The organism is Aeromonas sp. 1HA1 (assembly GCF_029237385.1).
GTDB lineage: Bacteria > Pseudomonadota > Gammaproteobacteria > Enterobacterales > Aeromonadaceae > Aeromonas > Aeromonas popoffii.
Genome location: NZ_JAACGC010000098.1, coordinates 1 through 11155 on the forward strand (window position 1 = coordinate 1; position 11155 = coordinate 11155).

An 11155-nucleotide genomic window follows, 5' to 3' on the forward strand; every position below is an offset into this window, starting at 1 on the left:
ATCTGGCGCTGCCAAAAATCAACGCGTTCTTGAGTGGTCATAGCGGAAATCCCAACGTAGATACGATGGGTTTCAGTGTGCCGAGGTGATCTCAGTAAAAACAGGTGCTGATTCAGGGGCGCTTACTCTTCATCAGCTGGTTATAGGCCTGCTCGAAGCGGCGTGCCCCCGCCAGATGGCCGATGATGATCTCGTTACCCAGGCCGATGGAGAGGCCGAACAGCAGGATGAACAGGCAGATCTGGAAGAAGTAGGACTGGGTCGCCAGCGCCTTGTCGCCGAGCAGGCCGACGAAGGCGGTGACCACCATGAACTGCAACATCCAGGAGAGGTTTTCCCCCGCGGCTGGCAGGCCTATGTGCAGCACCTTGTCCAGCATGACCTTGTTGGGGCGGACAATCTCGGGTAGACGCAAGCGGATGCCGGTCTTGCGCGCTACCAGCCACACCAGCAGCACCACGCCGACGATGCGACCTGCCACTGTGCTGATGGCGACCCCGGCCACTCCCAGCTGGGGCAGGCCAAACCAGCCGTAGAGCAGCAGCAGGTTGCCGACGAAGGTGATGAGGTTGACGATCAGGGTCACGTACATGGCCTGACGGGTATGGCCGTGGGCGCGCAGGGTGGCGGCCAGGCAGAGCGCTGCCGCCTCCGGCAGCAGGCACAGGCCGATGATCTGCAGATACAGAGTGGCATCGCCCATCAGGTGGGCGGGCAGGTTCATCAGGGAGAGCATGGTGCTGGCGCCAGCGAGCACGCCGACCGCAGCCACCAGCCCCACCAGCAGGTTGAAGCCGATGGCGGTGTGGATGACGATGCGCGCCTTTTCCCGATCGCCTGCTCCCAGATACTGGGTGATCACCACACTGGTGCCTATGCTGACGAAGCTGAACAAGGTGATGGCCAGATCGAACACCTGGTTGCCGACCGCCAGTGCCGCCACGCCCTGATAGGAGACGTGGCCCACCATGAAGGTGTTGAGGGCCCCGGTCAGAAAGTGCAGGGCGAGATCGATAAACAGCGGCCAGGTCAGGGAGAAGAGAGTGCCCGGGCCCGCGTGGGATTGAGTTTGCATGGGGTGTCCAAATACGGGTGATGGCCCTCGTCAGCGCCATCTGGACGGGCATCTAACACCAAGAGTCCGCAGGGTGCAATCCTGCCCTGAGAGGAGCGTGCGCCAGACCCTCCCGGGGAGAGTCTGGCGACCGATCAGGCCGGGGTGGCGCCTGCTTCCTGCTCAGAGGGGAGGGTGAGCCGCGCTGAGTCCGGCAGCGCATCATCCTGGGGCCAGTGGGAGAGAATGGCGTCCGTGGTGCTCTCCACCACGGCATCATCCTTGAACACAGGCTCCCGGTAGCAGCGGGTCATGCGCAGCGCCTGATAGATGTCGGGGCAGAGGATGACGCCCTCGTCGCCCACGCGGATCCCGGCCTGTTTGAGCCACTGGCTCATCTGGCCGTGACGACCGGCCATTACCATCTTGATGCCGCGCCGTTTCAGATCCTTGTGCAGCTCCCCGATCATGCTCATCACGCTGATGTCCTGATGGGTGAAAGAGGCCACCGCATCCACCACCAGGCATTTGGGGTTGTGGGGATCCTGCACCAGTAGCGCCAGCACCCGCCGCTTGAAGTAGGGGGCGTTGAAGTAGGTGAGCGGCGAGTTGAAGCGATAGACCAGGATGCCAGGAATGGCCTTGACCTGCTCGTTGTCCCTCAGGGTGCGTACCACCCCCTTGTCATCCATGCCGAGCAACTGGTCGGTGGGGCGCATCACGTTGCGCAGGAACTGGAACAGACCCAGCAGCACGGCGAGGGTGATCCCCGGGATCACCCCCATGGCCAGCACGCTGACAAAGGAGATCAGCGCCAGCCAGAAGGCGGCCCTGTCGGAGTAGCGCAGGGCCCACAGGCCGCGAAAATCGGTGAGCGAGAGCGACGCCATCACCAGCACAACGCCGAGGGCGGCCGTGGGTATGTATTGCAGTGGCGCCGTCAGGTAGAAGGTGACCAGCGCGATGGCGGCGGCGGCGATGATGGAGACCAGCTGACTCTTGCCGCCGTTAGCGTCGTTGACCGCGGTGCGCGAACCCGCCCCGCTGATGGCAAAGCCCTGGGAGGCGGCCGCCGCCAGGTTGGCCAGGCCGAGAGCCCGAAATTCTTTGTCCGCATCAATCTCGTAGCCGTTCTTGGCGGCAAAACTGCGGGCGGTGAGCATCATGGAGACGAAGCTCACCATGGCAAGGTTGAGCGCCGGCAGCACCAGCTCGCGCATCAGGCCCGGGGGAAAGTCCGGCAACTGGAAGATGGGCATACCCGAGCCGATGGCACCGAGAGTAGCGATGCCGAACTGGCCTAGATTGAGCCCCCACACCAGGGCTGCCGTCACCACCATGGCCACCATGGAGGAGGGCCAGGCCGGTTTGTAGCGCTTGGCCAACAGCAGGGTGAGCAAGGTGGTCAGGCTCATGGCCATGGTCGGCAGATGGGTCTGGGTAATATAGCTGGCACCGCCCGCGATCTGCTCTATGAGGTTGCGATCGCTGAAGGTGAAGCCGAAGATCTTGGAGAACTGGCCCACTATGATGGTGATGGCCACGCCGTTGAGCAGCCCCATCAGGATGGGGCGGGAGAGAAAGTCCGCCAGTACCCCCAGCTTGAAGCGGCTGGCAATGAGACACCATAAACCTGTCATGGCGGTCATTGTCATCACCAGTTGCCAGTGGCGGGTGGCATCACCGGCGGCGAGCGGGGTGACCACAGCGGCGATCACGGCGCAGGTGGCGGCATCCGGTCCGACGATAAGCTGGCGGGAAGTGCCAAACAGGGCGTAGACCAGCATGGGCAAGATGCAGGAGTAGAGGCCGACCAGGGGGCCCACACCGGCGAGTTCGGCATAGGCGATGGCCACGGGCAGCGCCACGGCTGCGACCGACAGGCCAGCGCGCACATCCGGTATCAGCCAGGCCCGCTGGTATTGCAGCAGGGTGGCGAGGCCCGGTAGCCAGCGTTCGAGTGAGAAGAAGTCGCGCATTATTTAACCCATTGAGTTACAAACTGCTTTTCCCTAGTGTGCCCAAGCTTGTCGAAACATTGCAATCAGGTTATGGCCAGTTCACCACCAAGTCAGGCCAGAGGGTCTGCCACTGTTTTTCCTGGATGCGTTGCACAAACACCTGACTATCCTGCTTGCACCTCGGGTTGGGGCTCACCTGCAACGACCAGTGGTGGGCAAAGCCATAGGGGGCTAGCCACTCGAACGCGCCGTCTGACCGCAATCTGACCCCGATGCAGGTGGGCACCTCCACCCAGTGGCTGAGGGCCTCCAGGCTACTGGTAAAGGGGGGAACCCGCTGGCGTTGGTGCATACGGGCCTGATTGCGGACTTCCCAGCGTTGGCCCGGCACTCTGGTGGCCAGCCAGGCCTCATGATCTGCTTCGTTCAGCCCTTGCGGATCACCGCGATCCAGATAGATAAGATCGATATCGTTGAGCGGGGTAGGCACCGATTTACAGTGCAGATGATCCCAGATGAGATTGCGGATAAAGCCGGCCCCCAGCGCCCAGTCGGGCAGCGCCAGCTCGGCGGCGGCGTGCAAGCAGGCCATGCGCTGGTCATCGGCTCGCAGCAGGGCTTCGGTCTGCGCTTGCAGGTGGGTCTCTTGCGCGCTTTGGCGATCTTGCGCGTCTTGCGTACCCTGACGCGTCTGGGCGTCAACCTGCATTGCGGCGCAGCCAGACGTCTATGTAGCTGCAACTGGGCACTATGGTGAGCCCCTCCGCCTGGGTCCAACGGTAGAAGGTGCGTGCCAGCTGATCGGCGATGCCCTGTACCCTGAGCTCCGGCGGGACGAAGGTGCTGTAGGCATCAATGGTCTTGGCATCGAGCCGCCGGTAACGCAGCCTGGACTCCTTGCCGTCCACCACGCAGATGAATTGTTGCTGGTTGGCCTGATGAATGATCTTGCTCATGCTTGCTCCTCGATACGGGGAATGGGGTTATCTGACCACGTTGGCAGCCCTTTGCCAACTGCGCGGGCTCGCTTACACTGCGAGCCCGACCGGGTGCATACCCGCTAGCCAAGGTATAGAACAGTTAACAGAGGATGGATCCCGTTATGGCCTTCGCCACACTGGAAGATCTGATTGGCAATACCCCCCTGCTGGCGCTGCGCCGCATCAATCCCTGGCCCGAGGTCACCCTGCTGGTGAAGCTGGAGGGCAACAATCCCGCCGGTTCGGTCAAGGACAGGCCGGCGCTGAACCTCATCAAGAGCGCCGAAGCGAGCGGTCGCTTGCAGCCGGGGGCCCGGCTCATCGAGGCGACTTCCGGCAACACAGGTATCGCCTTGGCCATGGTGGCGGCGGCGCGGGGCTACCGGATGCGGCTCATCATGCCGCGCACCATGAGCCAGGAGCGACGCGATGCCATGCAGGCCTATGGGGCCGAGCTGGTGCTGGTGGAGGACGGCATGGAAGCCGCGCGGGATCTGGCGCTGGCCATGCAGGCACGGGGTGAGGGGCTGGTGCTCGATCAGTTCAACAACCCGGCTAACCCGGATGCCCACTATCAATCGACCGGCCCCGAGATCTGGCGCCAGAGCGAGGGGGCAGTCACTCACTTCGTCTCGGCCATGGGCACCACTGGCACCATAATGGGTGTTTCCCGTTATTTGAAGGAGCAGAACCCGGCGGTACAGGTGATTGGCCTGCAACCGGCACAGGGGAGCCAGATCCCGGGGATCCGCCGCTGGCCCGCCGCCTATCAGCCCGCCATTTTCGAGCCACAAAGGGTCGATCGGGTGCTGGACGTGACGCAAGAGGAGGCGCTGGTCATGATGCGCCGGCTGGCGCGGGAGGAGGGGATCTGCTGCGGGGTCAGCTCGGGCGGCGCCGTGGCCGGTGCCCTGCGGGTGGCGGCAGAGATCAAGCGGGGGGTGGTGGTGGTCATCATCTGTGATCGGGGGGACCGCTACCTCTCCACCGGGGTCTTTACGCCGGATCCGGCAGAGATGCGCTGAGTACGCCAGCCAGTAACATGATATTTATCAGTAGCTTGCTGGCGAACTGTTCTATCTTCCCTTTGTCACAATTAACACCTTTACAAGGTTGAATCCCTTTGTCTGCTGTTTGCTACCTGGTGCCCTCTCGTCACCGATGCCACCAGGAGCGGTAAGAGGCCATCCGCCGCAATAAGGAGTCCATCTGGCGCGAGAAGACGGCGGAGGGAAAGGACAACCATGGCGCCGGTGCCAGCATCAGGGGGTCGCCAGCGGCCCCGTCAGGCGGGGCCAGGCCAACCGGGCTATTCCCAGGCCAGCTCCAGCAGGCCGAGCAGCTGAGTCCGGTCGGCATCCTTGCGGTTGTAGAGCAGGGCACCGTCGTTGATGGCGAGATCCCGGATCTCGGGCAGCAGGGCCTTGTCGGTGACGCCGGCTTCGCGCAGGGTGCGCGGCAGCTTCACCGCTTGCCACAGGGTATCGCGCAAGCTGCACAGGGCCTGGATGCTGGCCTGTGCCCGCTCTGCAACCGGGGTCGCCGCAAAGCGCTCGGCGCCGACCAGGGGCAGCAGCAGGCGAGCCAGTTCCTCATCTATGCCCGGCCGGTTGTAGTCGAGCACGGTAGGCAGGAAGAGATTCATGCACAGACCGTGGGGCAGGTGGCAGCGGGCCCCCAGGCTATGACCGAGGGCGTGCACCAGCCCCACCATGGAGTTGGAAAAGGCCATGCCAGCCAGGGTGGATCCTTCCGCCAGTTGCAGCCGCAGGCGCTTGTCCTGCGGATGTTGCAGCACCTGGGGCAGGGCGCTGGCGATTTTCTCCACCGCCATCAGGGCAAGGGCGTCGCTGACCGGGTTCTTGGCGTTGCCGATGAAGGCCTCGATGGCGTGGGTCATGGCATCCATGGCGGTGGCTGCTGTGATGTTGAGGGGCAAGCCCTGGGTGAGGCGCGGATCCAGCACCGCCAGCTGGGGCAGCAGGAAGGGGGAGGTAAAGGGCACCTTGCGCCCGCTTGCCTCATCCTTGATCACCGCCACCAGTGTCACCTCGGATCCTGTGCCAGCCGTGGTCGGCACCACTGCCAGCGGCTGCAGGGGGCGAGTCAGGCAGCCTGCGCCAGCGTAATCCAGCAGCCGATCCCCGCCCATGGAGGCGAGGATATTGACCGCTTTGGCGGTGTCGATGACGGAGCCGCCCCCCAGCGCTACCAGGCTGTCACATTTGAGCTCCCGATAACGGGCCGTGATCCGTTCCACCACGGCGGTGGAGGAGTCGGCCGGGATCTCGTCCCAGATGTCAGCGACCGGCAACTCTCCCTCGGCCAGCACATTGGCCAGCAGGGTGGCGAGTCCGGTGGCGCTGACCCCCTTGTCGGTGAGCAGTAGCGGACGGCGCGCGCCCAATCCGGCCAGCTCGCTGGCGAGCTGCTCCAGTGCCTGTTCACCCGCCATCAGTTTGACCGGGCAGAAAAAATCGTAATAGCGGCTCATTTCAAGGCTCCTTGCGCATTAGCCGGTCATCAGACCCAGATAGATGTTGCAGGCCCGGCCAAGTTTGTTGGTCGGGGCAGGATAGTGGCGCAGCAGGGGCCGCGCGATAAAGGCGGGCAGGATCAGGGACTGCAACTGCTCAAGCCCCCGCACCAGATGCATGGCGACGGTCAGGTCCCCCTCCACCAGCAAGCGGTTTTCGCTGAACGCCTGATTGACCCCGAGCCGAAAGCTGAGGGCGCGAAAGGCGATGCCCTGATGCTTGAAACGCACTCGCAGGGGGTGCAAATCTCCGCTGGCATGGGGCTGTGCGCCGCACTGCCAGTTGCCCGCTGCCTTATGGATGATCAGCGCCTGGGTGAGGCCCGCCACCTCCAGTCGTATGGTGAGGCCGTCGGGCAGAGGGGCGAGTTCTTGTCGCACCGCCTCATCGACCCGGGCGGCGCGGCAGAGGGTACGCCCTATGACCCAGAGCAGAGTGGCTATCCAGAGGCGGCGGCCAAGGGCGGCCGCAGATTCAAACATCCGTGTTTGCATGGGGATTGGCTCCTGAGATGGCTGACCAGAAGAGGGCGAAGGCACTGGCTTGCCAGTAGTCGTCCTGTCCCAGCGCCGGCTGATCGACAAACAGTGATGCGCAGGCGAGAAACTGGCCCTGACACACCTCCAGCAACAGTGGGGCGGGAGCCTGCATCAGCTCGCCGCTTGCCTGCCCCTTTGCCAGCAGGGCGGGCAGAAAGCGCAGGGCATCGTTCAAGATCTGGCTGCGGGCCGGTCTGGCCAGCAGGGGGGAGTGAAAGAAGCCCAGTACGAATTTGAGTTCGTTGGGGTGTGCCTGCATCCACCCCATCGCCAGCTGCCAGTAGTGGTGGGTCTGCTCGCGCAGGGGAAGAGTGGGGTCGGCTTCACTGATGGCTGCCCCCATCCGTTGCTTGATGTCCTGATAGAGCTGGAGGATCAGCGCCTCCTTACTCGGAAAATGGTGAAACAAGGTGCCGTTGGCCACCCCTGCCGCCTTGGCGATGCGGGCGGTGGCGGCCCCCTGCAGACCGTCCTCGGCGCACAGGGCGAGGGCGGCATCCAGGATCTGGCGGCGCTTGTCGGTCATGGTTTTTTGCATGCAGGGCTCCGGCGTACGTCAGCGCAAAAACAGCGCCATCATCAGCCGCTGGTGCCAGCGCCGATAAGGGGGATGAACCAGGGAGCCTGTGCTGAACCTGCCACGGCTCAACACGGTTTTCGCCTTGGAGAAGGTGAGAAAGCCTTCGTGGCCGTGGTAGTGGCCCATGCCGGAGGCGCCGATGCCGCCAAATGGCACGTCATCGGCTGCCACCTGGAACAGACTCTCGTTGATGGCCATGCCGCCTGAGTGGGTCTCCCGGGTCACCCTGGCCTGCAGTGCCGGATCCAGGCTCATCAGATAGAAGGCGAGGGGACGCGGGCGGGCGGCTATGTAGGCGAGCGCCTCGTCCAGGCTGTCGTAGGGCACCAAGGGTAACAGGGGGCCGAAGATCTCCTGCTGCATCAGCTGGCAGTGGTTGGGCACCTCGGTCAGCAGGTGGGGTATCAGCCGGTGAGCGACGTCGTCCCGGGCCGGGTTGCCGCAGGGGTGCACTTGCGCACCTGCCTGTTCGGCCTCGGCTAGCCAGCCGGTGAGTCGTTCATACTGGCGCGCATTGATGATGGAGCCGTAATCCGGGCTCCCCAGCCCTTGGGGATAGAGGCGAGCGAAGTGGTTGCGGTAGGCCTCGATAAAGGCGTGTTCCTGGCCCCGTGGCAGCAGCACATAGTCGGGGGCCACGCAGATCTGGCCGGCGTTGAGGCTCTTGCCGAAGATCATCCGCTCCACCGCGAGCGCTATGGGCATGTCAGGGGCGATGAGGCAGGGACTCTTGCCACCGAGCTCCAGGGTGATCGGGGTGAGCTGGGGAGCCGCGGCAGCCATTACCAGCTTGCCCACTGCGGTCGAGCCGGTGAACAGTAGGTGATCGAACGGGAGTGCACTGAACGCGGCGGCCATCTGGGCATCACCCTCGACCACGGTGACCTCATTCTCATCAAACACCTGGTCCAGAAAGGTGCGCAGCACGGCGTTGGTGTGAGGGGTGAATTCGGAGAGTTTGAGCATGGCCCGGTTGCCGGCGGCGATGGCGCTGATGAGGGGGCCCAGGCTCAGCATCACGGGGAAGTTCCACGGCACTATGATGCCGACTACCCCGAGTGGTTGATAGAACACCTCGACCCTGGCCGGGGCCAGCAGCAGTCCCGTGTGGCGGCGGTGCGGGCGCATCCAGCGCTTGATCCGCCGCTGGGTGTAGTTGATCTGCATGACGCAGGGGAGTATGTCGGCGATCAAGCTGTCGTAGTCGCTACGCTGGCCATAATCCAGGGCCAGGGCGTCACACAGCGGCTGCTTGTGGGCCAGCAGGGCGCGTTTGAGCTGGCTCAAATGGGCTCTGCGCTCGCTCAGACCTGGCATGGGATTGGCCTGACAAGCCTGTCTGAGCCTGTCCAGCTTGCTTGGTAGCGACAGCTTGTCTGTGGTGTTCTCCTGCAACTGAACCGCTTCCATGGCATACCTCGTGCGTTAATTGACCGACTGATTGGTCGGTCTAAATCTAGCGGCTTATTAATCGGCTGTAAAGTTTTGCCATCTGGCTTAGCATAGGGTCGCGGATGACTCACCTGTGAACTGTGCGACCCACCACAGTTTCGAGATTTGGTGGTTGGTGACTTATCCAATTAGGGGTAGTTTTTGGCCATCAACCTACAAGGAATGAGCGACATGACCAAGGAACTGAACAGCTTGTTGGCCCGGCTTGATGATGTGGTTGAGCGGATGCCGGATTGTTTCAACACCTATGAATTTGCCCAGAAGCTGGCACTGCAACACCAGCGCGAGTTCTTTGCCGCAGGCCACTCCCTGGCCGAGCAGGAGGGGCGCCTGCTGCAGGTGCTGCATCAGAAGATTGCCGAGGCGCTGGCCAGTAGCGATGTGGTGATCGAGGGGGCCTTGTTGCCGTGCGTCACCCCCTGGGGCGAGAAAGCCACCTCGCCGCGCTGGCATCGCAAGCGCTGAGCACAGAAACAAGCATTGAAAAGGGCCCGTGACGGGCCCTTCTCAATGCTTGTGGCGGCGTGGCTCATTGCGTCAGGCGGCGAGCCTGCCAGTAGCGGCTGTTCCAGTAGACATTATCGAGGCGCGAGCGGATCACCCCCTTGCTGGTGGAGGCGTGGATAAACTCCCCGGCCCCTGTGTAGACGCCGACATGGTATTGCTGCCAGCCGGTCTTGAAAAAGACCAAATCCCCGTGCTGCAACCGATAGCGATCGACCGGCGTGCCCAGGCTAGCCTGGGATTCAGTGGTTCTGGGCAGGTTGAAGCCGAGCACCTGCAGATAGGCAAGCTGGGTGAAGGCGGAGCAGTCGAGCCCGGCCCTGCTGGATCCGCCCATGCGATAGGGCACGCCGCGCCATTGCTGGTAGAAGCCGTCGAAGGCACTGCTCTGACGGGGTGGTGGAGGTGGTGGTTCGGGCGTGCTGGAACAGGCGGCCAGCAACAGGGCCAGCAGGGGCAGCAGTAACTTGCAATGCATGGGGGCTCCTTCGATCAGGTGACCCGCTCATCATAAACGGGGTTTGGGGCTCGAACATAGCCTTGCTGGCAATCAACTGCACCTGAGCATCCAGCAAGGACATAGACCGAGTGAGGTTATGTTATCGATAGTATTAATAATTAATAATATCTGGCGATTATCTGGGATGAGCATTTCAATATTAAAGTAATTATTCCATTTAAATAATAAGTGATTTTATGGTTAATATTGTTGATGCCACAGTGTGACATGTGTTACGTTTGAGTATCAGGGTGATTTGTTATGATAAAATGGTATTACAGCTGGTAGCGAGACATGTCACGCCCGTCATCAATAGGATGGCAGAAAACGAGATATATATGAGTTTATTTCCGTCATGGGTTCACTGGGCAATATGCAACCTGTGGCGGGCGTTGGCTGACAATATCACCAGACAGAGGAGGGGCTCCCTATGATATTTATCTCATAGCCCTGAGTGTTTCCTCGCGGCAGAATGCCCAAGGCATCAGGCTCCCGTTTCATCGTTCAGGCCGATGAACAGAGAAAAACAGGTGTCGCCCGTATCAAAAATGGGCAGCGCTATGACAGCGCGACAACCGTGTAATAGTATCGGAGAGCGCCGAATATTCTATCTTAGACCGTATCGTAGTCCTTGTTTTGTCATATGAAAGACCCACCATAAACACGTTGTTCATTCACGGTGATGAAAATGGTTGGCATTGATCGGCAAGCAAGCAGAATCACGCGGAAATATAACTATCAACAATAGGGTTGTGCTGTTTCGCCTCATGATGGAAATAGTCTGGCGTGATTCGACATGGAGTTCACAATGAAAAATAAAAAACCACGCACATTCATTATCCGGGTTCCCACTCTCAGTTTGCTCGCCCTGGCTTTGCTGGCAGGCAGCGTGCAGGCCGAAGACATAGGCGAGCGTACCGATCAGGGCCTGACTCTTATACACAAATATTGTGAACTGATTGGCACTTTTCCCGATTTCCAGGATCTGATCTCCTATGTGACTCCCGAACATGGTAACGATCATGCTAACTTTTGCTCTTCATCGTGCG

At 61.5% G+C, this 11155-nt stretch carries 11 protein-coding genes and 1 pseudogene; 3 read left to right on the top strand and 9 right to left on the bottom strand.

Going from position 1 to position 11155, the window contains the following annotated elements:
- Positions 1–124 precede the first annotated feature (124 nt).
- The 4 genes and pseudogenes from GWQ22_RS19650 to GWQ22_RS19665 form a co-directional block, all read right to left on the bottom strand.
- Positions 125–1075: pseudogene (locus GWQ22_RS19650) on the bottom strand (MATE family efflux transporter); the annotation flags it as partial.
- 134 nt (positions 1076–1209) lie between these two features.
- Positions 1210–3033, bottom strand: a complete 1824-nt coding sequence (locus GWQ22_RS19655; RefSeq protein WP_212512463.1) for a SulP family inorganic anion transporter — start codon at positions 3031–3033, stop codon at positions 1210–1212.
- Between the two features lie 70 nt (positions 3034–3103).
- Entirely contained in the window at positions 3104–3607 is a 504-nt protein-coding gene (locus tag GWQ22_RS19660; RefSeq protein ID WP_275931384.1) for a nucleotidyltransferase family protein, read from the bottom strand.
- A 106-nt stretch (positions 3608–3713) separates the two neighbouring features.
- The gene (locus tag GWQ22_RS19665; RefSeq protein ID WP_275931377.1) at positions 3714–3971 is read right to left on the bottom strand and encodes a GNAT family N-acetyltransferase; all 258 of its coding nucleotides are present in this window, start codon (positions 3969–3971) and stop codon (positions 3714–3716) included.
- A 134-nt stretch (positions 3972–4105) separates the two neighbouring features.
- On the opposite strand from GWQ22_RS19665, the gene cysM reads away from it, so the two are divergent.
- Complete coding sequence (gene cysM / locus GWQ22_RS19670) at positions 4106–5020, top strand: cysteine synthase CysM (protein ID WP_212512461.1); 915 nt, start codon at positions 4106–4108, stop codon at positions 5018–5020.
- A 284-nt stretch (positions 5021–5304) separates the two neighbouring features.
- Here cysM and GWQ22_RS19675 read toward each other — a convergent pair whose 3' ends face one another.
- Genes GWQ22_RS19675 through GWQ22_RS19690 form a run of 4 tightly spaced genes read right to left on the bottom strand, consistent with a single transcriptional unit; the run spans position 5305 to position 9061 of the window.
- On the bottom strand, positions 5305–6489 hold the full coding sequence (locus GWQ22_RS19675; RefSeq protein WP_275931378.1) for an iron-containing alcohol dehydrogenase: 1185 nt from the start codon (positions 6487–6489) through the stop codon (positions 5305–5307).
- Between the two features lie 18 nt (positions 6490–6507).
- Entirely contained in the window at positions 6508–7026 is a 519-nt protein-coding gene (locus GWQ22_RS19680; protein ID WP_275931379.1) for a hypothetical protein, read from the bottom strand.
- Positions 7007–7609: a TetR/AcrR family transcriptional regulator gene (locus GWQ22_RS19685; protein ID WP_275931380.1), complete on the bottom strand. Its 603-nt coding sequence runs from the start codon at positions 7607–7609 to the stop codon at positions 7007–7009. Before GWQ22_RS19685 ends, GWQ22_RS19680 begins: the two co-directional genes overlap by 20 nt.
- 18 nt (positions 7610–7627) lie before the next feature.
- The gene (locus GWQ22_RS19690; protein WP_275931381.1) at positions 7628–9061 is read right to left on the bottom strand and encodes a coniferyl aldehyde dehydrogenase; all 1434 of its coding nucleotides are present in this window, start codon (positions 9059–9061) and stop codon (positions 7628–7630) included.
- A gap of 213 nt (positions 9062–9274) precedes the next feature.
- On the opposite strand from GWQ22_RS19690, the gene GWQ22_RS19695 reads away from it, so the two are divergent.
- Entirely contained in the window at positions 9275–9568 is a 294-nt protein-coding gene (locus tag GWQ22_RS19695) for a hypothetical protein (protein WP_108536134.1), read from the top strand.
- Between the two features lie 64 nt (positions 9569–9632).
- On the opposite strand, the gene GWQ22_RS19700 is transcribed toward GWQ22_RS19695, so the two are convergent.
- Complete coding sequence (locus tag GWQ22_RS19700; protein WP_275931382.1) at positions 9633–10085, bottom strand: NlpC/P60 family protein; 453 nt, start codon at positions 10083–10085, stop codon at positions 9633–9635.
- An 829-nt stretch (positions 10086–10914) separates the two neighbouring features.
- Here GWQ22_RS19700 and GWQ22_RS19705 point away from each other — a divergent pair.
- Positions 10915–11155: hemolysin N-terminal domain-containing protein (locus GWQ22_RS19705; protein WP_275931383.1), on the top strand; the 241-nt coding region annotated here is incomplete at its 3' end.